The organism is Bradyrhizobium sp. F1.13.3 (assembly GCF_040548265.1).
Lineage (GTDB): Bacteria > Pseudomonadota > Alphaproteobacteria > Rhizobiales > Xanthobacteraceae > Bradyrhizobium.
On the sequence record NZ_JBEPRI010000006.1, the window covers coordinates 200,302 to 223,654 of the forward strand.

Here is a 23,353-nt window from a genome sequence, read left to right on the forward strand (position 1 = left end):
CATGGCCACGGTGCTGATCGTCGCGCCGGTGTTTGCGCTGATCGCGGCCGGCTATGCCGCGGTGCTGTTTCGCTTCGTCTCTGAGACCGCGCACAAGGGCATCTCGGAATTCGCCTTCAGCATCGCGATCCCCGCGCTGCTGTTCCGCACCATCGTCGTCTCGGAATTTTCCGGCGTCAGCCCCTACAGGATGTGGGGCGCCTATTACGGCGCGCTCGCGCTGACCTGGATCGCAGCGCTAGCGCTGTCGGCGCTGCTGCGCCAGCGGCGCGAGGACCGCGAGGACGGCGTCGTGTTCGCGATCGGCTCGGTCTACGGCAACATCGTGATGCTCGGCATTCCCCTGACGCTCTCGGCGCTGGGCAACGAGGCCGCAGGCCCGATGGCGCTGATCCTGTCGGTGAACACGCCGCTGCTCTGGCTCTGCGGCATCCTGCAAATGGAATGGGTCAGCCGCAAGCAGACCGGCTCGGCGCTGTCGGTGATCCGGCCCGTGCTCACGGATCTCGCGCGCAATCCGCTGATGCTGGGGATCGGTTTTGGCGTGGTCTGGCGTTTCACCGGCCTCGGCCTGCATCCCGTGGTCGACAGGACCGTCGAGCTGCTGGCGCAGGCGGGCTCGCCGGCGGCGCTGATCGCGCTCGGCATCAATCTGTTCCGGTTCGAGGTCAAGGGCGAGATGTTAAGCGTCGTCGTGATGAGCGCGCTCAAGCTGCTGGCGATGCCGGCTGCCGCGTTCGTGCTGGCAAAGCTGCTCGACCTGCCGCCGCTCGCGGCCGGCGTGGTCGTGCTGTTCGCGGCCATGCCGACCGGGGCGAACGCGTACATCTTCGCGGTTCAGTATCAGCGGCTGGTGAACCCGGTGTCGGGCGCGGTGGCGCTGGGGACGTTGTTGGCGGCGGTGACGTTGCCGGTGGTGGTGTGGCTGGTGGCGAGGTGAAGTGTCAGAGGCCTGCAGAGTGCGCCGCACCACCGACCGAATATCCAATCAGCGCAGGCCCAGGAACGAGAGCACCACACCAATTACGACGACGAGTCCGACCAGATAGATAATGCCGTTCATGTCTCAGCTCCTCAGCGTTGTCAGTCCTGCCGCAACACAAACACCCAAGGTCGTGAAAAGGTTCGGCGGTGCTCGGCGCCGTTTTCTCCTGAAATCGGGGAACGAAAGCGACCCATCCTGCTTCGTGGCGTGCTGAGCTTCGCCCCCTCAACGCGATGATTTTGCGTTTACACGCAAAGGTCGCTAGGCTGCCCTGATACGTCCTGCAGGGAGGGTGACATGGGACAGCGTGAAGAGAGACTGGCATTGATCAGAAGCGCTTACGCGGCACGCGACGGCGGTAACGCCGAAGGCTTGGTGACAGCCTTTCATCCCGAGGGTCTGTTCACCTTGATGGGCGACAACAGCGCGCTCGCACTGACGGGGACTATGCAGGGGCACCCGACCCTGCGTGGAGCCTTCAGTAAATTGATCGATGAATTCGGTTTCGAAGGTCGCGAAATCCTGGCCGAGCTGGTCGACGGAGATCGCGTTGCTGTCCACTCCCGCGTCGTCGTTCGACACCATCCGACCGGGAAGGCTTCCAGCACCGAGATCCTGGACCTGTTCAGATTTCAGGACGAAAAGATCGTCGAGCTGATCGAGTTTGCGGACACTGCGCAGATCAAGGCGATGATCTCCTGAACGCGCGATGGGGTTCTGTTAGTGTCGCCTGGCGTTGGTTAGCTTGGTGCACTGTCACACTAATTCGTAATTGTATGACCTTCAGGTTATGAACCAGGCTCCGAAAGGGTTATTGAACACGCTGGCCCTCGCGCCAAGCCATCTCCCAAAAGTCTGCCTCGAGTCGGGTGGCTTCCCTAAAGATCGCAATCAGCTCTGCCTCGCGCGCCGGCGTGGCGTAGAGATCGGCGAGATGCTCCATGTGCGCCCGCGCTTTGGCGGCGACCTCCTGGTACGGCGCGCCGGCGTACTCCGCGATCCAGACGCGGTAGGCGTTCGTCGCAGCGTCCGCGAGGGGGAGCGAGGCGAGCCGCGTTGCGATCTCCGCGTACCCGATCACGCAGGGGGCAAGCGCCACCTTGAGTGCCAGCAGATCGCCGCGCATGCCCGCGTCGAGCACGTAGCGTGTATAGGCCAGCATCTCGGCCGCCGGAGGCGCCTGTTCAAGGTCGGTCGGGGACAGACCCCAATCGGCACAGAGCTTCACATGCAGGTTCATCTCGACATCGAGGATGGCCGAAAGGCCGGCCGCTGCTTCACGCATGTCGGCAAGTCTGGGCGACTTGTAGACCGCGAGCGCATAGGCGCGAGCAAACTCGATCAGGAACAGATAGTCCTGAACGAGGTAGTGACGAAACGACGCTTCGGGGAGCGAGCCGTCTGCCAATCCGTTCGTGAAGGGATGCTCGGTATAGGCCCGCCACTCAACGGATGCTGCTGTCTTGAGACGCTCGAAGAAACTCACGATCTTTTTCGCCTGGCTTGGTCAGTCATCCGCGCTCTACGGTAGAGAGCGTGCATGATCCTAAGTCCCATCGCGAGCGCGAGGTTTGCTAATTCGATTGGTTCCGCTCCATGCGTACTAACCTTCCTCAGGAGCAACGACTTCGCTTCCTGCACCATCTTCTGTTGCAAATACACAAACGCTCCCACCAGCAAATCACGCCAATTCATAATCAACCTTTGCGACAAATCCCACAACTGAAGCGATCATCTTAGCGCAGGACTCGCGCGTACAACCAGATTTCGGTGACGTTGGACGATTTGGTGCAGTCGTGTTGCCTAACTCACGTAAGGGCGGGTTTGCTTTGTTGGCACCCTAAACGCATCGCGGCAAAGGGGTTGCCAGCGCTGGTAAAGTGGGTGGGTAACCGTTCGACCGCTGGTGTTTCTGTGTCGAGGAAGCTCGCTCGTGCCAGGGCAACCAAAGCTCTCCACCAACACTGGTACAGTTGGGTGGGCTCGAACCACCGACCTCCTGTTCCACAGACAGGCGCTCTAACCAACTGAGCTACAACTGCATCCTTGCGAGCCGCCCGGGGGGCGCCCTTGAAAGGGCCGGTACCGAGGGGGCTGGACGGGGCGGAAACTAGGTGCAACGGGCGTTTTTGGCAAGGCCGCAACACCCTCAAAACGTCCCGCAAACGAGGTTATTTCCAAAGCAAAACCCGGGCTCTAGGCCCGGGTTTCTTAATTGAGACGGCCGCGCCGGATCAGGCGGCGGGGTAGAGCTTCGCGGCGGAGGCCTTGATCGGCTCGGCGGCGGCGGTGGCAGCGCGCTGGGTGATCTCGGCGAGCTCCCGGGCCTGGGCCTGGAAGGTCTCGAGCTGCGTCTTGGAATGGTTGGTCCACAGCGCGAACGCATCCTGCGGCGCCTTCACGCTGAACAGCTCCTGGGTGAAGTCGAGATGGGCCTTGGTGTTGGCCTTCGCGAACTCCATCAGCTTGGCGGTGTATTCGCTCACGCCCTTGTGGGCGGAAGAGAACACGGCCTCGACGGTGCCGTTGTGGGTCTCGGCGGCGTCCTTGAACTTGGCGTAGCTCTCGCGGGCCTGCGACACGCCCTTTTCGGCGAACGCACGCATCTGCTCGGGGACCTCGAACGGAATGATCGAGGCAGAAAACGGATCAGTCGCACCTGTCATGGTTTGTCCCTCACACTAATGAAAAAACGGAGTGAGCCTTCAGGCGCGCCCGCCGGCCAACCGGGTGACGGATGCGAAGACCGGAAACACGAAACGAATGATGGCTCGCCCAGCGCCCGAACCAATGCCTGCCCAAAATGTCAACATTGTGCAACGCAACGGGTTTGGAGGGTGCATTGCGCAAATTTAATCGCGGGGAGGATGAGGTTCCCAAGCTGGGGAACCGGTGGTTGAGGTATTTGAGTCCGGCGGCCGCGCTCTCTCCGTTCCCTCCCCCCTTGTGGGGGAGGGTCAGGGAGGGGGGTGCCACACGGGGATTTTCTCTGTCGCGCTTTGGCCGCGGGGCAACGACTGACACCTTTTGCTGGGTTACCCCCTCTCCCTAGCCCTCCCCCACAAGGGGGGAGGGAACGCAGCTGAGTTGGGGCGCGAGCTTGGATTGATGCGACTGACCATTTGCCACGCGCGAATCCTGCGGATGCAGCGCCGGCGCGGCTTGCGGGCCTGGGGACATTAAGGTTATCGCGGCTTTAGGCCTTGGCCCGTAGGCTTGGGACGTGGACCTGCCCGCGGCTGCGGGCGATACTAACCCTTTCTTAAGGCTGTCATTCCCGGCAGCCTTGCTGACAAGCGAGACGCGAAGCCGGTCGGATGACGAGTTCGGATTTCCAGTTGCGAGGCGTGGGCGATCCCCGGCTGGCCGTGCACGCGACCTCCCCGCTGCCCGCCTGGCTCTGGTCGATCGACGGCACGCGCGTGCTCTGGGCCAATCCGGTCGGCGCAAGACTGTTTGGCGCGGCCAACGCCACGGCGCTCGCGGACAAGACTTTCGGGCCCGCCGACAGCCACCGCCGCCAGATCGTTCGCCTTGCCGGCCGGCTGCCTCCGAACGGGGCGATCCGGCTCGAACGGCTGCGCGGCTTCGGCGCGCGGCTCGGCACGCTGATGACCTGCGCCTGTGCCCGGCTTGAGTTCGCCGATGGCGGCCGCGCTGTGCTTGTCACCGCGATGGACCCGGGCTTGCGCGCCATGCCGCTGGTCGAGCGGCTGCTTCGTCTCGTCGATGGCGCCAAGGCGCCGATGGCGGCGTTCGCGCCCGACGGCCTGTTCGTCGGCGCCAGCGAAACCGCCCGCACCCTGCTCGGCTTCCGCGATCTCGGCGAAGCCGGCCTCGAACAAGCGCGCAGCGACGCGCTTCGCCAGGGCCGCGCCGAGACGCCGATCGGCATCGGCCAGATGGTGCTGCAGCGGGTCGGCAGCGGGGCCGATATCGGCCTGGTCGCGCTGATCGAGCCTGCGGTGCAGCAGGCGGCGGCTGCGAGTGAGGAGGTCGAAGCCAAGCCCGCTGAAGAGATCGCGCGCGAAGACATCGCTTCGTCCGAGCCTGCGCCGTCCCCTGCCCCACCCGCCGCGCCGGAGCATGTGCAAGCAGCGCCCTCGCACGAGGCGCCATCCGAAATCGCGCTGTTCGATGCATTTGCCGAGCCGGTCGACGCGCCGGAAGCAACGATCGCGCACGAACCGCCCGCGCGCGAGCCAGCGACGGAGATCGTCTCGATCCAGCAAGCCGTCGAGCAAGCGGCCGACGCCGCGCCAGAAACTCCGGTTGAAAACTCGCCCGAAGCCATGGTGTCGCCGCAGGACGCGCCGACCGTAACAGGCATGGTCGAGCCGCCGTCGGGCCACGAAGAGCCGCCCGCACCGCGTCAGCATCCGCTGCGCTTCCTCTGGAAGGCGGATGCAGAGGGCCGCTTTGTGCTTCTCTCCGACGAGTTCATCCACCTGATCGGGCCGCGCACGGCGGCCGGCTTCGACCGCCCCTGGCGCGAGATCGCCGACACCTTCGCGCTCGACCCTGAAAGCCGCGTGGCGCAGGCGCTTGCCAGCAAGGATACCTGGGCCGGGATCACCGTGAACTGGCCGGCCGACGGCGGCGAGCATCTGCCGGTCGAGCTTGCCGGTCTGCCGGTTTATGACGGCGAACGCAATTTTGCGGGCTTCAGGGGTTTTGGCGTCTGCCGCGATCTCGACGGACTCAACCGGCTCGATGCGCTCAGGCGCTTTGAGCTGCTGGCCGAACCGGCGGCGCCGCAAAGCCTGTCCGCCGATGTGGTCGAGCCGGAGCCCGAGCCAGAGGCGCCGCCTCCGCCGATCGAGCCGCCCGCACCTGAGCCTGAGCCTGAGCCTGAGCCTGAAGCTGAACTGCCCGAACCCACACCCGACGCGAATTCACATCCAACCGATCCGGAAACGCCAGTGGAAACGCCTCCCAATGTCCTGCCGTTCCGCGCGCCCGGCGACACGCGACCGCCGACGCTGACGCCGGTCGAGAACAGCGCGTTCAACGAGCTCGCGCGGCAATTGTCCGAGCGCCTCGAACGCGACAAGGAAACCATCGCGGCATCGGCCGAGCCGCCGGATGCCGAGATCACGCCCGAAGCGCCGACGCCGGAGCCCGAGCCCAAGTCTGAGGCTGAGACGCCGCACGCGCCGGCCGAATGGCTGACCGCGCCCGCGCCGCCGGCGCACGGCCACAGCTCGCGCGACCGCGCGCTGCTCGACCTGCTGCCGACCGGCATCCTGATCTATCGGCTCGACCGCTTGCTCTATGCCAACCCGGCGTTTCTCGCGCGCATGGGCTATGCCAGCCTGAGCGCGCTGGAGAATGCCGGCGGGCTGGATGCGCTCTATGTCGAGCCGGGTGTCTCGGCGGCCAGCAGCACGTCGCAAGCAGGCACGCCTGTCACGATCAGCGCGACGCTCGCCAATGGCGAAGCGCCGCTGCCGACCACCGAGGCGCATCTGCACGCGATCGACTGGGACGGCGAGAGTGCGCATGCGCTGATCTGCGCGCTGCCGCAGGCCGCGCCCGTTGCGGCTGCGCCCGTGATCGCAGAGACCGTCGTCGCCGAGACCATTGTCCCCGAGATCTTCGCGCCCGAGCCCGAGGTCGGCGAAGCCGACGCGGAAGATCTCGCCGCGATCCTCGACACCACGGCCGAGGGCATCGTCATGTTCGATGCCGAAGGCAACATCCACGCCTGCAACCGCAGCGCCGAGGCGCTGTTCGGCTATGACGGCGAGACGCTGATGCAGCAGAATCTGGTGACGCTGTTCGCGCCGGAGAGCCAGCATGTCGTGATCGACTATCTGGAAAACCTCAAGAGCCAGGACATCGCGAGCCTGCTCGACCACGGCCGCGAGGTGCTGGGACGCGAGAAGAAGGGTGGCGTCATTCCGCTCGCCATGATCATGGGCCGCACCAGGCCCGACGGCCCGAACTTCTTCGCCGTGTTCCGCGACCTCTCGCAGAGCAAGCAGGGCGAGAGCGAGCTGACGCAGGCGCGACGTCTGGTCGACGGCGCGGCGAATGCCAAGGCCGACATGCTGGCGCGGATCAGCCACGAAATCCGCACGCCGCTCAACGCCATCATCGGCTTCTCGGAGGTGATGATCTCGGAGCGCTTCGGCACGCTCGGCAACGAGCGCTATGGCGAGTACATGAAGGACATCCGCGCCTCCGGCGAGCGCGTCATCGCCATCATCGACGACCTGCTCGAGCTGTCGCGGATCGAGACCGGCAAGCTCGACCTCAACTTCGCCAACCTCAACCTCAACGATCTGGTCGAGGCCTGCGTGGTCGTGATGCAGCCGCAGGCCAACCGCGAGCGCATCATCATCCGCACCTCGCTCGGCCACGCGCTGCCGCAGGTGAGCGCGGATGCGCGCGCGATGCGGCAGATCACCATGAATTTGATCTCGAACTCGATCCGGCTCGCCAGCGCCGGCGGCCAGGTCATCGTCTCGACTGCGCTGACCGACCGCGGCGAGGTCGCACTTCGCATCCGCGACACCGGCCATGGCCTCACCGAGCGCGAAGTCGCCGCCGCGATGGAGCCGTTCCGGACGCCACCGCCCGGCGACGCCGAGGACAATTCGGCGCTGAGCCTGTCGCTGACCAAGGCCCTGGTCGAAGCCAACCGCGCCCGCTTCAACATCAAGAGCGCGGCGAACTCCGGCTCGCTGATCGAGGTGGTGTTCGCACCGGCGCTGGCGAAGGCGTAAGCGGCGACCTCGATTTCCAGCCGATGCTGCACCCCCGCGGCGGCGCTGCGGCCGGCTTCGGCCGGGCCGCGCCCGACGAAGGCTGCCACGTCTTGCAACTTATCCCGAACGGAACCGAAGCCCCTTGTTGCGGCTTGAAGCCTGGACCAAGCGTTTCGCCTGCTGATCAGTTCGACACTGCAGCTCCCGCACCCCAGTGATTTCAAATGGCCGACCGAGCGAAATCCGTGGCATCGAAGCAGCGTTCGCCCAAGCGAAGCGACACGGTGCGGAGCGAGGGAGGCCCCACCGCAACTGAGCGAAAGCCGCTGCCCACGGGCGCGGGCGCGCGCATGAACGCACGGGTCGTGCTTGCCCTCGCGCTGGTCGCACTTGCGTTGTGGACGGCGGCGGGATTTCTCCCCGCGTTGATCTGGGCCGCGATTCTCGCAACCAGCCTGTGGCCGCTCTACACCAAGTTCGCGGCACGCGTGAGCTCCGGCCGCTCCAGCCTGGCCCCGCTGGTCTTCACGCTCGTCGTCGCCCTCATCCTGTTTACGCCGATGTCGCTTGCCGTCTATCAGATCGCGCAACAAGGCGATCTGCTCGTGGGCTGGATGAAGCAGGCCGGAGAGAGCGGGATCGAAGTGCCCGATTGGCTCGCCCGCCTTCCGATCGCCGCAGAGAGCATGGAGCAGTGGTGGCGCAGCAATCTTTCCGATCCCAAGGCCGCGACCGCATGGCTGAAAAGCGTCAACGCAGACAACGCATCGGAATTGCTTCGAACCTTCGGCGGCCAGCTGCTTCACCGCCTGTTTCTTCTGTTCTTCTCGCTGGTGGCCTTGTTCGTCTTGCTGCGCAACGGCCGGTCGATCTCGGGCCGCGTGCTGGAAACCTGCGATCGGCTTTTCGGTGAGGCGGGAGAGGGTCTCGCCGAGCAGATGGTCGGCGCGATCCGCGGCACCGTGAACGGTACGGTGCTGGTCGCCGCGGGCGAGGGATTATTGATCGGCGTGGCCTATTTCGTCGCGGGCGTGCCGAATGCCATCGTATTCACGATTTTGACCACGGCCTTCGCCATGCTTCCCTTCGGCGCCTGGCTGGCTTTCACCGCTGCGGCGCTGGTCCTGGTCTCAGGCGGAGGCAGCGGCTTCGCAGCCGCGGGCGTCTTCTTCTGGGGCGCGATCGTCATGTTGGCCGGCGATCATTTCGTATGGCCGACCCTGGTCGGCGACTCCGCGCGGCTGCCGTTTCTCTTTGCGTTCGTCGGAATTTTCGGAGGCTTGGCTGCCTTCGGCCTTCTGGGCTTGTTCTTGGGCCCGGTGATCATGTCGGCGTTGCTGGTGGTCTGGCGCGAGTGGGTCTTCCGACCTGCCGCGCACGAGAAGAACGGCTGAGTCACCGCGGGCGTATTCCCAAGCACGCGCCGAAAGCAAAAGGGCACGGCGCTTGCCTTCCTGGAGGATGTGGCCAGTGAGACGCGCGCCGGTCATGCCGAAGGGATAGCCGATCGCGATCGAGGTGGTGTTCGGACCGGCGCTGGCGAAGGCGTAAGGCGAGATCAGGCTGGGACTGGATTGGCGGCTGCCTTTACGTAGTGGCGCAACCCGCTCGGGCATGTAGTATGGCCCTGCCGGAGCGGGGTACCAAATTGGACGGAATCAATCTTCACGATCCCCTCTTCGCCACCTATGTCGTTGCCGCCAGCTTGATCATCCTCAAGGCCGTGGCGATGTCGTGGCTCACCGTAGTCCGGATGGTGAGGGCCCAGGGCGGCTACCGTTCGCCGGAGGACATCCAGAAGACACGACTGAATCCCGCGCCCGATCCGGCGCAGCTTCTTCCCAACGAAGATGTGGAGCGGATCCGCCGGATCCAGATGAACGATCTCGAGAGCCTGCCGTATTTCCTGGTCGCGGGCTTTCTTTATGTTCTCACAAAGCCGTCGCTGCTTCTCGCGCAATGCCTGCTCTACGGCTACGTTGCCTCACGCCTGCTGCATTTTCTCGCCTATCTCACCGGGCAAATTCACGACATTCGCGCAATTCTGTGGACCGTCGGCTCGGTCATCCTGGTCTTCATGACCATGCGCACGCTGCTCGTTGCACTCGGCGCTTGAGGCTCAGTCGGCCACGCCGGCTATCTGCTGGGCCGAAAGGTAGCGTTCAAGCGCCTCGTGCTGCTTGAAAAAGCGCATGGCGCGCAGATCGCGGATCGTCGTTTTTTGTGCCGCATCGCGAACCCGGGTGACCTCGCGGGCTTCCTCCAGCCGGCCGACCCCGACCAGGTTGGCCGCGAGCATGCGATGTCCGGTGCCGTTGCTGGGATTGTGCCGAACCGACTTGCGCGCCCAGGCAACGCCCTCCTCGTACTGCCCGAGGGCAAAGTAGGACGCGGTCAATCCCGTCATCCACATATGGAGCATGCTGTCCTCGGGGCTAAGGACGAGAGACCGATGCAGGCATGCGAGTGCGTTGGCATAATCGCCTCCCATGCTGTCGATCATTCCGAGTACACCCCATGCGAAAGCCGAACTCGGATTGAGCCTTGCGGCTTCGCTGGCGTGAATGCGCCCCTGATCGTTGTCGCCGGCGGGCCCAAACAGCGTGAAGCCGTAGACAGCGTGGGCGAAAGCGTCCCCACTATCCTGCTCGACGGCGCGGCGCGCCAGACCGACCGCCTCGGACGCGGCATCCGCAGACATGTTGGCGCCGAGCGGCGGAGCCATCACGAGTCCCCAAGCCAGCGCCGCCAGCGTCGCCGTTCGCTCCTGATCGAGGCTCAGAGACCGCCGAAGCAGATCGATGGCCTTGACGATACCTTCGCGGGTGCCGCCCCATAAATGGTGAAGGCCGCGCAAATACAGATCATAGGCCGAAAGATCAGTTGGCGGCTTGCGGCGTGCGCGTTCGATCTCGGCGCTACGAACGGCGGGATCGACGACTGCGGCAACACTGCTGCTGACGTCGTCCTGCAGGTCGAAGATGTCGACCAGGGGGCGGTCGTAGCGATTGGACCAGACCTGGGCCTCGCTTCCGGTATGAGTGAGCTCGGCCGAGACGCGAATGCGGTTGCCCGCCTTGCGAATATGACCGCTCAGGACGTATTGCGCACCGAGTTGCTGCGCAATCTGCCGGCTGGTCATTCCCTTGTCCCGAAGGGCAAAGCTCGATCCGGCCGCGATCACCACGAGCTCGCGAAAGCGCGATAGAGCGGTGATGATGTCTGCAGTGACGCCATCGGCGAAGTAGTCCTGTTCGGTTTCACCACCCATGTTGCGGAACGGAAGCACCGCCACGGAGGGCCTGTCGTTGCCGAACACGTGCTCCGCCTGGTGCGAAAGGTCTGCCGTCGGCTCCGCTGCCGGCAGAACGATCTTCTGCTCCTGGACCTTGCGCAATTCCGCAGCCAGGGCGGTGGTCGCCGCATCGGGCGCGGTGCCGAGCTCTTGCTTCAGCAAGACAACGACGGCCTGATAATATTTGAGTGCCTCGGCGTTGCGGCCGGCCGCGGACAACGCGCGCATGATCAGGCGGTGCGCATCCTCGCGCATGCTGTTGAGTGCATTGGCGCGCTGGCCGGCGAGCAGGGCATCGCCGGCACGTCCGTCGGACAGCTCCTGGTCGCCGAGCGCTACCATCGCGCCGACAGCCAGCTCCGATAACCGCTCGCGTTCGCCGGCCAGCCACTCGCTCCAGCCCTCAGCGGTGACCGCGATGTCATCGACGAGGCGCCCGCGATAGAGATCTGCCGCCGCGGTCAGCGCGTCACGGCTGCCCTTTCTGACAAGCCGCTCGAATTGCGGCACATCGCAGGTGATCACAACGGCATTCAACGAAATGAATTCGCCGTCACTCCTGAGAGCACTCTGACCAAGAACTTGACGTAGCTTGAACAGCGCCTGTCGCAGGTTTTGCTTCGCCTGCGCTTCGAAGTGCGATCCCCACAGCAAGGTCGAGAGCTTTTCGCGGTGCTGAGGCTGAGGTGCCGTGCAGGCCAGATAGGCCAGCAATCCCGCGAGTTTCTTGTTCGGCAAGCTGACGGCGCCGTCCGGCCCGATCAGTTCAAAACGTCCAAGAAGTGCGAGAGTAAAACTTGGGCTGGGCGCGGGTGCAGTTTCGGTCATTCCGCCTCAAAAATAAGCAGATGCGCTTACGGATATACATCCTACACGAATTGCCGCCTTAGCGAACAATATTAACGCTGCGGTGACGGCCGAGTGACGCCGGCGACGACGACAGTGGGTTCAGATCGCATCGCGACGAGATGCCGGTTGGTTGATCGACGCGGAGCAATTTCATCCGGAAGTCAGCGTGCGCGCGCATCACCTCATCATGATCGTCGTTGGCTTATTCGTGGTGCTCGCCGGATTCGACGCAGCGTTGACGACCTTTGCACACCCGGCACTCAGGGCCGCTTCGCAGTCGGCGCCGCCCGTCGCACCGCTCCTTTTCGGAGGCGACTGATCGCACGCCGGCATCACAACAGCCATCAAACAGGAGGTCGCATTGACCGACATCGCACAGCAGGGAAGACAATCGCAGAGGTTTCTCGCGTCCGACCAAGAACAGCGATTGGTTGCGATGTGGAGACTTGGAGTGGTCGCCTTCTATGGCTCGCTCATGGCGCTGGTGATTGCCTTCGCGGCAATAAGCAAGGCGCCCCGAGAGCGCCAAGCCAACCTCGCCTCCAATGATTTCGTCACCCACTACATTTCGAACCCGCCGACACCGTAGGCGATCGGGACGAGCGACAGCGAAGCATATGAGGACAATCGTGAACAATCACAACCGTGCTGCGTCTCCAATTCGGGCCAGATCTCCAGCATCGCACGACAGAAAGCGAACAGGCGGCGAGACGCGCCTGATGATCCTCGTTCTGCTGGGATTCGGCCTCGTTCACGTGATCGGCGCGATCCTCATTCAGCGCGCGTCGACCGAGCGAGGTGATCCGCCCCTGATCCTCGCTTCGCACACCGACTGACGGCCGCCACATGCAGCCGGTTCATGGGATTTGAAAACCCAGGAGGCAACATGCCAGCAATCATACGCACGATTTCCCGCACGGTCCTCTCGGTCATCGGTGCCGAATTGGCGAAGCACGCCTTCTTGTTGTGCGCAGCGTGCGTCTTTGTGTTCGTGCTCTCACGAACCTACGGCCTGGATTTGAGCGCCGGATTCTTCTGACGTTCGCAATGGTGGCCGACATGACTGAAATCTGAAGACGCATCGTCGTCGATGCGCAAGTCCTGAGGAGCTGATATGTACGTTGGCCGGATATTGTCCACGCTTGGCGGACAAGGACCCATGCTCCTGGTGATCTCGCTTTGCGCAGGGCTGGTGATCACTCCCTTCGCTCATCTCGGCTACGATCTTTTGCCTTTTTCGGCATTTCTTCTGACGCTGGGCTCGTTTCTTACGGCGGGTCTTGCCCCCTCTGAAGCCAGCATTCGTCCGCTCCTGATGGGCGTGGTGCTTGCCTGGGTTGGCCTGGTGCTGCCATTCGCTGCTGCGATTCTGCTGTCCTTTGCTCCGCTTGATCCTGCGCTGCGGGCCGGCGTTCTGCTTTCACTGCTGGCGCCGCCGGTCGGAAGCGCCGCTGCGATCGCCGGAATGCTCGGTTTGCGACCACGTCTCGCACTGCTCGTTTCCATCGCACTGACCTTGCTCACACCGATCTCGATTCCGAGTTTTGCCACGGTACTCGGACTTGGAATTGCATTCGACATGGGCGGGCTGGCGATCCGGCTCTTCAGCATTATCGGCGCTGCAGGCCTGGTGGCCTTCTTAGCCATGAGGTTTCGTCGTCATGTGATTCCCGTTCTGCCCGATCAAAGCGCCGCCACCGGGATCGCCGTTGTCGGGCTCATGATCGTGGGGCTTGCCACCTCGCAAGGCATACGGGCGCAATGGACCAGCAACGCCCTGCGTTTCGACGTGATGCTCGCCGCGGCGATCGTGTTCAATTTCGGTCTGTGCGTCCTCGCTGCCATGACGTTCGCGAGACTGGGGTGGCAAACCGCCGGTACCATCGGTCTCGTGAGCGGAAACCGCAACGTCACGCTCGTGTGGGCAGCGGCGAGCTTCGGTCTGCCGTCGCTGGCGGAAGGTTATGTCGCTGCGTGCGTCATCCCGGTCCTCGCGCTTCCCCTCATCATCAAGCTTTGTCTTAGACTACCTTCCTTCAGCCGCTTCATCCCACAAAACCGGTGATCCAAAGAGTGCACGCCTGACCTGGTACTCAAACAAAGGGCACGGCGCTTGCGGCGCCGTGCCCTTTGCAGTCCTGCAGTCTGTCTCAGCTATAAATCTCGAACAGTCCCGCGCCGCCCTGGCCGCCGCCAATGCACATCGTCACGACGCCCCACTTCGCCTTGCGGCGCTTGCCTTCCTGGAGGATGTGGCCGGTGAGCCGCGCGCCGGTCATGCCGAAGGGATGGCCGATCGCGATCGAGCCGCCGTTGACGTTGTACTTGTCGGGATCGATGCCGAGCTTGTCGCGCGAATAGAGACACTGGCTGGCGAAGGCTTCGTTGAGCTCCCAGAGATCGATGTCGTCGATCTTCAGGCCATGGCGCTTCAACAGCTTCGGCACGGCAAAGATCGGGCCGATGCCCATCTCGTCCGGTTCGCAACCCGCGGCCGCCCAGGCGACGAAGCGGCCCATGGGATTGAGGCCGCGCTTCTCCGCGTCCTTGGCTTCCATCAGCACCACGGCCGCAGCACCGTCCGACAGCTGGCTGGCGTTGCCGGCCGTGACGAACTTGCCGGGACCCCTGACGGGCTCGAGCTTGGCGAGACCTTCCAGCGTGGTCTCGGGCCGGTTGCACTCGTCGCGGTCGACGACGTAATCGACGATCGACTCGGCCTTGGTCGCCTTGTCGACCACTTTCATCTTGGTCTTCATCGGGACGATCTCGTCCTTGAACTTGCCCGCCTGCTGCGCGGCGGCCATGCGGCGCTGCGACTCCAGCGAATACTCGTCCTGATATTCACGGCTGAGATTGTAGCGCTCGGCGACGATGTCGGCGGTGTCGATCATCGCCATGAAGATCGCCGGTGCCGTCTTGAGCAGCTCGGGATCGATCGATTCCTTCGGCGTCCCGCCGCCCGGCATCGAGATGCTCTCGACGCCGCCTGCGACGATGCAGTCGGAACCGTCCGAGCGGATCGAGTTGGCGGCCATCGCGATGGTCTGGAGACCGGACGAGCAGAACCGGTTCACTGAGACGCCGCCGGTCGATTTCGGCATTCCTGCCAGCAGCGCGGCCTGGCGGCCGATGTTCGGCGCGCCATGGGCGCAATTGCCGAGATAGCAATCCTCGACATAGTCCTTCTCGACGCCGGCGCGGTCGACCGCGTGGTGGATGGCGTGGGCCGCAAGCGACATCGGCGGGGTGATGTTGAACCCGCCGCGGCCGGATTTCGCGAGGCCCGTGCGTGCATAGGAAACGATGACGGCTTCACGCATTGTTTTTCTCCCTTTTCGAACGATTTTGACCGGTGCGTCGGTCGAGGTCTTCTCGGCGCCATTGGTACACAAAGTGCAGCGGTCGCGGGAGAAATAAAAACGCCGCCCTCGCGAGAGGGCGGCGTTGTTCCGCGGGTCGGAATATCAATGTGAGCATCACTCTATCCACTCGTCATGCCCGGGCTTGTCCCGGGCATCCACGTTCTCTCTCCGACCGGGCAAGACGTGGATGGCCGGGTCAAGCCCGGCCATGACGACGGAGAAAGCTCGATTAGAACGTCAGCGCCTTGACCTGCTTGACCTGCGGCAGGGCCTGCACCTTGGCGAGCAGATCGGCCGGCACCGCGCCGTCGACCTCGATCAGCGCGATGGCATCGGAGCCCGGCGCGACGCGGCCGAGATGGAAGGTCGCGATGTTGATCTTGGCATCACCCAAGAGGCTCGCGAACTTGCCGATGAAGCCCGGCTTGTCCTCGTTGGTCACGTAGATCATCGACTTGCCGAACTCGGCGTCGACGCGGATGCCCTTGATGTCGACGAGGCGCGGCTTGCCGTCGGCATAGACCGTGCCCGAGACCGACCGCTCCTGCCGCTCGGTGGTGACCGTGACGGTGATCAGGCTTTCATAGTCGCTCTGGGCGGCGCGGACGATCTCGTCGACCACCATGCCGCGCTCCTTGGCGACGACGGGCGCGGAGACGACGTTGACCTCGCCCAGCATCGGCCGCAGCAGGCCGGACAGCACGGCGGAGGTGATCGCCTTGATCTTCATCTCGGCGACGTGGCCCTCATAGGTGATCTCGACCTTGAGAATGCCGCTCTCGGTCAGCTGGCCCGCGAACGAGCCGAGCTTTTCGGCGAGCGCGATGAACGGCTTCAGCTTCGGCGCTTCTTCCGCCGTGATCGATGGGAAGTTGACGGCGTTCGAGATCGCGCCGGTGAGCAGGTAATCCGACATCTGCTCGGCGACCTGAAGCGCGACGTTCTCCTGGGCTTCGGTGGTGGACGCGCCGAGATGCGGCGTGCAGATCACGTTGGGATGACCGAACAGCACGTTCTTGGTCGCGGGTTCCTCGACAAAGACATCGAAGGCGGCGCCGGCGATGTGCTTGGAATTCAAAGCGTCGACCACGGCCTGCTCGTCGACGAGGCCGCCGCGGGCGCAGTTGATCAGGCGCACGCCCTTCTTCATCTTGGCGATCGCCGACGCGTCGATGATGTTTTTGGTCTTCTCGGTCAGCGGGGTGTGCAGGGTGATGAAGTCGGCGCGCTTGAGCAGGTCGTCGAGCTCGACCTTCTCGACGCCGATGTCCCTGGCGCGTTCCGGCGACAGGAACGGATCGAACGCGATCACCTTCATGCGCAGGCCGAGCGCGCGGTCGGCGACGATCGAGCCGATGTTGCCGCAGCCGACGACGCCGAGCACCTTGCCGGTGATCTCGACACCCATGAAGCGGTTCTTCTCCCACTTGCCGGCCTGGGTCGAAGCGTCCGCCTGCGGAATCTCGCGCGCCAGCGCCAGCATCAGGGTGATAGCGTGCTCGGCAGTCGTGATCGAATTGCCGAACGGCGTGTTCATCACGATGATGCCCTTGGCCGTGGCGGCGGGAATCTCGACGTTGTCGACGCCGATGCCGGCGCGGCCGATCACCTTGAGATTGGTCGCCTTCTCGAGGATCTTCGCGGTCGCCTTGGTCGCCGAGCGGATCGCGAGGCCGTCGTAATTGCCGATGATCTCGGCGAGCTTGTCCTTGTCCTTGCCGAGATTGGGCTGGAAGTCGACCTCGACACCGCGGTCTTTGAAGATCTGTACGGCGGCGGGAGAGAGCGCGTCGGAAATGAGAACTTTGGGTTTGGTCATGGGAATGATCCCTGATGGTCGATAAATCTGAGACCGTCATCCGCGGGCTTGACCCGCGGATCCATTCTCTTCGATGGATGGCCGGGTCAAGCCCGGCCATGACGAGATGAGATAACGCGACGAGCGAAGCTTGCTTACGCCGCCTTGGCGAGCGTGGCCTTGGTCTCGGCGAAGGCCCAGTCGATCCACTGGGTCAGCAGCGCGACATCACTGGCTTCCACGGTGGCGCCGCACCAGATGCGCAGGCCTGCGGGCGCATCGCGGTAGTAGGCGAAGTCGTAGCCCGCGCCTTCCTTCTCGACCAGCGCCACCAGCTTCTTGGAGAAGTCGGCCTGCGCGTCCTCGGAGAGCGAGGTGATCGCGGGATCGGTGAACTTCAGGCACACCGAAGTGTTGGAGCGGATCGCGGCGTCCTTGGCGAGGAAGTCGATCCAGGGCGTCTTCGCCTTCCAGTCGGCGAGCACCTTGGTGTTGGCGTCGGCGCGCGCGATCAGCGCCTTCAGGCCGCCGATCGACTTGGCCCAGTTCAGCGCGTCGAGATAATCTTCGACGCAGAGCATCGACGGCGTGTTGATGGTCTCGCCGACGAAAATGCCCTCGTTGATCTTGCCGCCCTTGGTCATGCGGAAAATCTTCGGCAACGGCCAGGCCGGCTTGTAGGTTTCGAGCCGCTCCACGGCGCGGGGTGACAGGATCAGCATGCCGTGCGCGGCTTCGCCGCCGAGCGCCTTCTGCCAGGAGAAGGTGACGACGTCGAGCTTGGCCCAGTCGAGGGGTTGCGCGAACGCGGCCGAGGTGGCGTCGCAGATGGTCAGACCTTCGCGGGCCGCGCTGATCCAATCGGCGTTAGGCACGCGCACGCCCGAGGTGGTGCCGTTCCAGGTGAAGACGACGTCGGACTTCGGATCGACCTTGGAGAGGTCAGGGATCTCACCGTAAGCTGCGTTGAGCTTGGTGACATCCTTGAGCTTCAATTCCTTGACGATGTCGCTGACCCAGCCCTCGCCGAAGGATTCCCAGGCGAGCGTGGTGACGGGGCGCGCACCCAGCATCGACCACAGCGCCATCTCGACCGCGCCGGTATCGGAGGCCGGCACGATGCCGATGCGATAATCGGCGGGCACTTCGAGCACCTCGCGCGTCAAATCGATCGCGAGCTTGAGCTTGGTCTTGCCGACCTTCGCGCGATGCGAACGGCCGAGCGCTGCGTCCTTGAGATTTTGGGCATTCCATCCGGGGCGCTTGGCGCAGGGGCCGGAGGAAAAATGCGGCACGTTCGGCCGCGAAGCGGGCTTCGCTAAAGTCATCGTCTACCCTTCCAGATAGTAAGCCTCCCGTTGGGGGGAGGTGTCCCGCCGCGGCTGATACGGGAATCGGGAAGACCAGTCAAGGAAGTTCCGGGGCCTCACGCGCGAGTGATGGCGCCTCCGGTGCGATTTTGGGGGATTCGACGGCGGCGAGCGCGTTCAACAAGTCCGTGGCTTCGCTGATCAATTGCGCGGCGCGGCGACGGCTGCCGACTTTCAGAATACATTTGTCATTGGCCTGCACGACGTAGTCGTTGCCGACCTTGATCATCGAATAGCTTGTCATCGAAATCCCCGAACCGATCGAGCCCGGTTTCGACGTCCCGTAGCACCGTTCGTTCCCTCACCAACGTGAACGCCGTAGCGGTGGTTTATCAGCTCTTAATATGAACGTACGCGCGATCCGATTTCGCTGATCGCGCAAGGCTCATAGCGTGCTGCGTCAAAAGCGGACAGTCATGCCGACGTGACTCGCCGTGAACCCAAGCCGCTTGTAGAAGCGCTGCGCATCTGTTCGCGTCTGATGCGTCAGCAGTTCGACGAGATTGCAGCCGCGCGCTTTCGCTTCCGTCACCGCCCATTGCACCAATTGCTCGCCGATGCCGCGGCTGCGGCAATCGGAAGCAACGCGAACGTCTTCGAGCAGACCGCGCAGGCCGCCTTGCGAGCTGAGACCCGGCAGGATCGCGAGTTGCAGACAGCCGACCACCCTGCCCTCGCTCTCGGCAACCACGAGCTGGATATTTTGATCGCGCTCGACCCGCGCGAATGCCTCGTAATAGGACGCAGGCAACGGGTCTTCGACGCGCTCGCGTGCGCTCCCGAGACGATCGTCGGCGAGCATCGCCACGATCGCAGCAACATCCTCGCGGCGCGCGGGACGAATGGAGACGGATTCGGCGTTCATAACGTGACTCCTGCCTCAGCGCGCCTTAACGCGCCTTGGGAAGGCCGAGACAGGTCTCGGCTTCGGCGATCCAGCGGCGGACGGCTGCAAAGCGGCCGAGATCGAAGCCGCCTTCATGCGCAACGCGGGTATAGGCCAGCAGTGAGACATCGGCGAGCGAAACCGCATCGCCGGCGAGGAAACGGTTGCCGGAGAGATGCTGCTCCATGCGGTCGAGCGCCGCATAGCCGCGCTTGACCTTTTCAGGATCGAGCTCGGAGGCATCCTTGCCGAGATAGACGAGCTGGAAGCGGCACACCGCGATGTAGGGCTCGTGGCTGTATTGTTCCCAGAACAGCCATTCGTCCATCTTGGCGGCAGTGAAGGCATCGCCCGGAATGAGCGCACTGTCGCGCGCGAGATAGCGGATGATGGCATTGGATTGCGCCAGCGTGCGATCGTCGTCGAAAGCAACGGTGGGCACCTGGCCGGCACCGTTCATCTCGAGGAATTGCGCCGTACGGCTCTCGCCCTTGCGGGTGTCGATCTCGATCCACTGGTAGGGCACCGCGAGCTTGTTGCAGACCCACTTCACCTTCAAACAATTGCCGGAATTGCTATCGCCGTAGATCCGCATCGCTGCCCCCCGCGTTCAGCGACAGAGCATCAGGACGGAGGCGGCCTGTCAATCGGCCCGCGCGGGCGCGTCAGAACTTGTAGCCGAGACCGGCGCGGACGGTGTTGATGCTGGTGTCGACCGCCGAGCTGAAGCGGATATATTCGTACTCACCGCGGAAGAACAGGCCACCGACCAGATTGACGTCGACACCAAGACCGGCGCTGTAGCCGTAGATCAAATGGTTATGCTGGGCCTCCGTCGAGCTCAGCAGCGCGAGTGGAGTATAGGTGCCGAGCTGGGTCGCGCTGATGCGGTCCTGCGCACTGACCGTGCGGATGATGTCGGCATTCCCGAGTGCGAGACCCGCGAACATGTAGGGCAGAAAGCATCCCCAGGCGTAAGCTGCGCGGCCGCGGAATGTCGCCATGTCGCTGATGTTGATCGATGACGTGGAGGTCGCCGTCACGTCGTGAAAATTGTTGTCGGACAGAGCGAGGGCGCTCACGCGCCGCTCCGAGGCCGACGCCGATCCACCGAACTTGCCATGCAAGTAGCTGATCTCGAGGCCGAGTACGACATCGTCCCACTGGGCATTGTAGCCGACGAAAGCGCCGTAGCCGCTGGTGCGTTGTGAAGCCTTGCCAAGTCCGAGGTTCCACTGCGATACGCCCATCTCATTTTCGACCAAGGTATCGGCCAACAACGCCGCCATCATGTTGCTGGTCGAGCCTCTGAAGTTCTCGTCCGACGAGCCATAGCCGCCCTGGGCGCCGATATAGCTTCCCTGCCAGTTGACGTTGGACTTGCTCAAGCCGTCGGTGAAGCTGCCGCGCAGGATCGGAAGATCGGAGAGATCGGCCGCGTGCGCCGCAGAGACCGTCCCCAACATCGCCGCCGCCAACAATAGCCTACGCATCGAACGCTCCATCGAACTCGAACTTTCGCTCGTGATCATGGCCCGTTAACCTTAACCAATGGTTGCGTCGGAGCCCTTCGTCGCCGCTCGCCATGAAAAATACGCAAAGCAAAACGGCGCGGGATGATCCCGCGCCGTTAAGAAGTCCTAACCGATCAGGCGGACGATCAGCCCTTGGTGACGAGCGGCGGCGGCATGTAGGCCGGCGGGCTGCTGAGGTCCCAACGCACGCCGAGCTTCACGTCATGCGAAGTGATGTCCTTGACCTTGATCGTCGACGCGCCAGAGATGCTATTGTCATAGGCGCGGAAGTTGCCGGGGTTCGCGTCGCCGAGATCCATGTAGCTATAGGCGAGTTCGACGGTTAGGCCAGGGCTGACCTTGTAGGCAAGACCGGCATGAGCCGCCCAGGCAAGATTCCACTTACCGTTGTCGGCGAAGTAAGTCACGCTGTTGGAGAGACCGCCAGCATTGATGCGGGTGCCGTCGTCACGGAAGCCGCTCAGCTTGTTGTAGGAGCCGCCGACACCGGCGCCGATGAACGGGGTGATGCACCACCAGGTGCCGAGATCGACGTAGGCGTTGGCCATGACGACCCACTCGGACTTGCTGCCGGAGTAGTTGTTGGCTTCGAAATCGGCGGCTCCGAGCGTGACGTTGTCCGAGCCATGCAGATTGGCCTTGCCGCGATACTGGCCGATCAAATCGGTGCGGAACCAGTTGTTGAACTTATAACCGACGCCAAGGCCGAACAGCGGCGACGAATCGAAGCCGAGACCGACGGTCTGGGTCGGGAACGCCTGCGCGGTCGCGCTGTCGATGCGCTTGGCGCTCTGGTTGGTCATGCCGACGTCGCCGCGCAGGTACCAGCCACCGAAATCGGCGGGCGGAGCCGGGGGCGCGTACATCGGAGGGGGCGCCGCGATCGGCATGTCGGCGGCGAACGCCATCGAGGAGATCAGGGTTGCCGCACCCGCGGCAAGGAGAGACTTAACGCTACGCATTGGCTTCGTCCTTTTGGCCGGTGAGGCAATACGGCGCCTCACGTTCTGGAAACTCACGGTCGGGACGATGCCAGCAAATGTTTAAGCGCCACTTAACCCTAATTTTTAAGGTTGATTTTTTCTCTACTCACACGCGCGTGCGGCGCGAGCGTTGCAAAATGCAGCGCCAAATGCGACCCCTTCGCCGCATTTCCTAACGATGTATGAGGCCGCGTTGCAGCAAGACAGGATATATTAACGCGCGTGCCGCGGCAGCTTGGGCAGGAACACCGCGAGCAGGCCGATCGCCGGCAGGTAGGCGCAGACCTGGTAGACGAACGCGATCGAGGTGTGGTCGGCGAGCTTGCCGAGCACGGCGGCGCCAAGGCCGCCGATGCCGAACGCGACACCGAAGAACACGCCGGAGATCATGCCGAAGCGATGCGGCACCAGCTCCTGCGCGAACACGATGATCGACGACGTCGTCGAGGAGATGATCAGGCCGATGATCACGGACAGCACCGCACTCGCGTAGAGCCCGGCATAGGGTAGCGCCAGTGTGAACGGCAGCGCCCCCAGGATCGAGATCCAGATCACGATCCTGCGGCCGAAGCGATCGCCCAAGGGTCCACCGAGAAAAGCGCCGACCGCGTTCGCCGCGAGGAAAATGAAGAGATACATCTGCGCGGCTTGCGTCGACACGCCGAAGCGGTCGATCAGATAGAAGATGTAGTAGCTCGACAGGCTCGAGACGTAGAGCTGCTTCGAGAACAGCAATGCCACCAGCACGAGAAGCGCAACGACGACTCGACGCGAGTTCGGCGCGTCGGGATGGGCTTGAGCGACCGCGGTCTTCTTCGCCTTGATCTGCGGTTCGTACCAGCGGCCGATGCGCCAGAGGATGAGGATCGCGAGGAAGGCGATCGAGGAGAACCAGGCGATACTGCCCTGCCCGAACGGCACGACGATCAGCGCGGCGAGCACCGGTCCCATCGAGGTGCCGAAACTGCCGCCGAGCTGGAACACCGATTGCGCAAAACCGTAGCGGCCACCGGAGGCGAGCCGCGCGATGCGCGCCGACTCCGGATGAAACACCGCCGAGCCGAGGCCGACCAGCGCGGCGGCGACGAGGATGACGAGATATTGGTGGGCGGCACTGAGCAGCAACAGACCGAAGAAGGTCGAGGCCATGCCGATCGACAGCGAATAAGGCTGCGCCTTCTTGTCGGTGTAGTGGCCGACTACCGGCTGGAGCAGCGAGGCCGTGAACTGGAAGGCCAGCGTGATCATGCCGATCTGCGCGAAGTCGAGCGCGTAGGTGTCCTTCAGGATCGGATACACCGAGGCGATCAGCGATTGCATGGTGTCGTTGAGGAAGTGGGAGAAGCTGATGCCGGCCAGCACGACATAGGCCGGCCCTGCCGCTGACTTCGCCGCCGGCGTCACGTCGCTGACGATGACGGGCTCGGTCAGCGTTTCCTCTGAGACGACGACAGGCTTGTTCAATGGATCGATCCAGGCGCGGCACATTGCCGCGACCTGCTAGTTACGCTGCGCGCGGCGACCGATCCACCGCCAATCGTCGATGGCTGGGATGCGTCCGGGCTACGATCGTG

General features: G+C 63.6%; 21 protein-coding genes and 1 tRNA gene. 9 read left to right on the plus strand and 13 right to left on the minus strand.

Going from position 1 to position 23,353, the window contains the following annotated elements; genetic code table 11:
- Nucleotide 1: 1 nt before the first annotated feature.
- Complete coding sequence (locus ABIB66_RS18375; RefSeq protein WP_354208135.1) at nt 2–940, plus strand: AEC family transporter; 939 nt, start codon at nt 2–4, stop codon at nt 938–940.
- A gap of 342 nt (nt 941–1,282) precedes the next feature.
- Nucleotides 1,283–1,687: a nuclear transport factor 2 family protein gene (locus ABIB66_RS18380; RefSeq protein ID WP_354208137.1), complete on the plus strand. Its 405-nt coding sequence runs from the start codon at nt 1,283–1,285 to the stop codon at nt 1,685–1,687.
- 109 nt (nt 1,688–1,796) lie between these two features.
- On the opposite strand, the gene tenA is transcribed toward ABIB66_RS18380, so the two are convergent.
- From tenA to ABIB66_RS18395, 3 genes are all read right to left on the minus strand, one after another.
- Nucleotides 1,797–2,471: a thiaminase II gene (gene tenA, locus ABIB66_RS18385; RefSeq protein WP_354208139.1), complete on the minus strand. Its 675-nt coding sequence runs from the start codon at nt 2,469–2,471 to the stop codon at nt 1,797–1,799.
- 479 nt (nt 2,472–2,950) lie between these two features.
- A tRNA-His gene (locus tag ABIB66_RS18390) sits at nt 2,951–3,027 on the minus strand.
- Nucleotides 3,028–3,219: 192 nt separating this feature from the next.
- Nucleotides 3,220–3,651 (minus strand): phasin, encoded by a 432-nt coding sequence (locus ABIB66_RS18395; RefSeq protein WP_275172505.1) that lies wholly within the window; start codon nt 3,649–3,651, stop codon nt 3,220–3,222.
- Between the two features lie 651 nt (nt 3,652–4,302).
- Here ABIB66_RS18395 and ABIB66_RS18400 point away from each other — a divergent pair.
- The 3 genes from ABIB66_RS18400 to ABIB66_RS18410 all read left to right on the plus strand — a co-directional run bounded on the left by ABIB66_RS18400 (nt 4,303) and on the right by ABIB66_RS18410 (nt 9,814).
- On the plus strand, nt 4,303–7,716 hold the full coding sequence (locus tag ABIB66_RS18400; RefSeq protein ID WP_354208141.1) for a PAS domain-containing sensor histidine kinase: 3,414 nt from the start codon (nt 4,303–4,305) through the stop codon (nt 7,714–7,716).
- 332 nt (nt 7,717–8,048) lie between these two features.
- Nucleotides 8,049–9,092 carry an AI-2E family transporter gene (locus tag ABIB66_RS18405; protein WP_354208143.1) on the plus strand — a complete coding sequence of 348 codons (1,044 nt, stop codon included), beginning with the start codon at nt 8,049–8,051 and terminating at the stop codon, nt 9,090–9,092.
- 254 nt (nt 9,093–9,346) lie between these two features.
- Nucleotides 9,347–9,814: an MAPEG family protein gene (locus ABIB66_RS18410; protein ID WP_354255160.1), complete on the plus strand. Its 468-nt coding sequence runs from the start codon at nt 9,347–9,349 to the stop codon at nt 9,812–9,814.
- 3 nt (nt 9,815–9,817) lie between these two features.
- Here ABIB66_RS18410 and ABIB66_RS18415 read toward each other — a convergent pair whose 3' ends face one another.
- Complete coding sequence (locus ABIB66_RS18415; protein ID WP_354255163.1) at nt 9,818–11,821, minus strand: BTAD domain-containing putative transcriptional regulator; 2,004 nt, start codon at nt 11,819–11,821, stop codon at nt 9,818–9,820.
- A gap of 151 nt (nt 11,822–11,972) precedes the next feature.
- On the opposite strand from ABIB66_RS18415, the gene ABIB66_RS18420 reads away from it, so the two are divergent.
- From ABIB66_RS18420 to ABIB66_RS18435, 4 genes are all read left to right on the plus strand, one after another.
- On the plus strand, nt 11,973–12,161 hold the full coding sequence (locus ABIB66_RS18420) for a hypothetical protein (RefSeq protein WP_354061648.1): 189 nt from the start codon (nt 11,973–11,975) through the stop codon (nt 12,159–12,161).
- Nucleotides 12,162–12,203: 42 nt separating this feature from the next.
- On the plus strand, nt 12,204–12,431 hold the full coding sequence (locus tag ABIB66_RS18425) for a hypothetical protein (RefSeq protein ID WP_354208149.1): 228 nt from the start codon (nt 12,204–12,206) through the stop codon (nt 12,429–12,431).
- A 297-nt stretch (nt 12,432–12,728) separates the two neighbouring features.
- Nucleotides 12,729–12,881, plus strand: a complete 153-nt coding sequence (locus ABIB66_RS18430; protein ID WP_354061644.1) for a hypothetical protein — start codon at nt 12,729–12,731, stop codon at nt 12,879–12,881.
- A gap of 120 nt (nt 12,882–13,001) precedes the next feature.
- Nucleotides 13,002–13,907: a hypothetical protein gene (locus tag ABIB66_RS18435; RefSeq protein ID WP_085348788.1), complete on the plus strand. Its 906-nt coding sequence runs from the start codon at nt 13,002–13,004 to the stop codon at nt 13,905–13,907.
- An 85-nt stretch (nt 13,908–13,992) separates the two neighbouring features.
- Here the strand turns inward: ABIB66_RS18435 and ABIB66_RS18440 are convergent, their stop codons facing one another.
- The 9 genes from ABIB66_RS18440 to ABIB66_RS18480 all read right to left on the minus strand — a co-directional run bounded on the left by ABIB66_RS18440 (nt 13,993) and on the right by ABIB66_RS18480 (nt 23,243).
- Nucleotides 13,993–15,165 carry a thiolase family protein gene (locus ABIB66_RS18440; RefSeq protein WP_275172497.1) on the minus strand — a complete coding sequence of 391 codons (1,173 nt, stop codon included), beginning with the start codon at nt 15,163–15,165 and terminating at the stop codon, nt 13,993–13,995.
- Between the two features lie 271 nt (nt 15,166–15,436).
- Entirely contained in the window at nt 15,437–17,026 is a 1,590-nt protein-coding gene (serA, locus tag ABIB66_RS18445) for a phosphoglycerate dehydrogenase (protein ID WP_354208152.1), read from the minus strand.
- Nucleotides 17,027–17,160: 134 nt separating this feature from the next.
- Nucleotides 17,161–18,333: a phosphoserine transaminase gene (locus tag ABIB66_RS18450; protein WP_354208154.1), complete on the minus strand. Its 1,173-nt coding sequence runs from the start codon at nt 18,331–18,333 to the stop codon at nt 17,161–17,163.
- A gap of 79 nt (nt 18,334–18,412) precedes the next feature.
- Nucleotides 18,413–18,619 carry a hypothetical protein gene (locus ABIB66_RS18455; RefSeq protein WP_007614735.1) on the minus strand — a complete coding sequence of 69 codons (207 nt, stop codon included), beginning with the start codon at nt 18,617–18,619 and terminating at the stop codon, nt 18,413–18,415.
- 156 nt (nt 18,620–18,775) lie between these two features.
- The gene (locus ABIB66_RS18460; RefSeq protein ID WP_354255167.1) at nt 18,776–19,240 is read right to left on the minus strand and encodes a GNAT family N-acetyltransferase; all 465 of its coding nucleotides are present in this window, start codon (nt 19,238–19,240) and stop codon (nt 18,776–18,778) included.
- Between the two features lie 25 nt (nt 19,241–19,265).
- The gene (locus ABIB66_RS18465; RefSeq protein WP_354255170.1) at nt 19,266–19,856 is read right to left on the minus strand and encodes a glutathione S-transferase family protein; all 591 of its coding nucleotides are present in this window, start codon (nt 19,854–19,856) and stop codon (nt 19,266–19,268) included.
- Nucleotides 19,857–19,926: 70 nt separating this feature from the next.
- Nucleotides 19,927–20,754, minus strand: coding sequence for an outer membrane protein (locus ABIB66_RS18470; RefSeq protein ID WP_354208160.1), 828 nt, complete (start codon nt 20,752–20,754; stop codon nt 19,927–19,929).
- Between the two features lie 167 nt (nt 20,755–20,921).
- Nucleotides 20,922–21,758: an outer membrane protein gene (locus ABIB66_RS18475; RefSeq protein ID WP_275172493.1), complete on the minus strand. Its 837-nt coding sequence runs from the start codon at nt 21,756–21,758 to the stop codon at nt 20,922–20,924.
- Between the two features lie 234 nt (nt 21,759–21,992).
- Nucleotides 21,993–23,243 (minus strand): MFS transporter, encoded by a 1,251-nt coding sequence (locus ABIB66_RS18480; protein ID WP_354208162.1) that lies wholly within the window; start codon nt 23,241–23,243, stop codon nt 21,993–21,995.
- Nucleotides 23,244–23,353 lie beyond the last annotated feature (110 nt).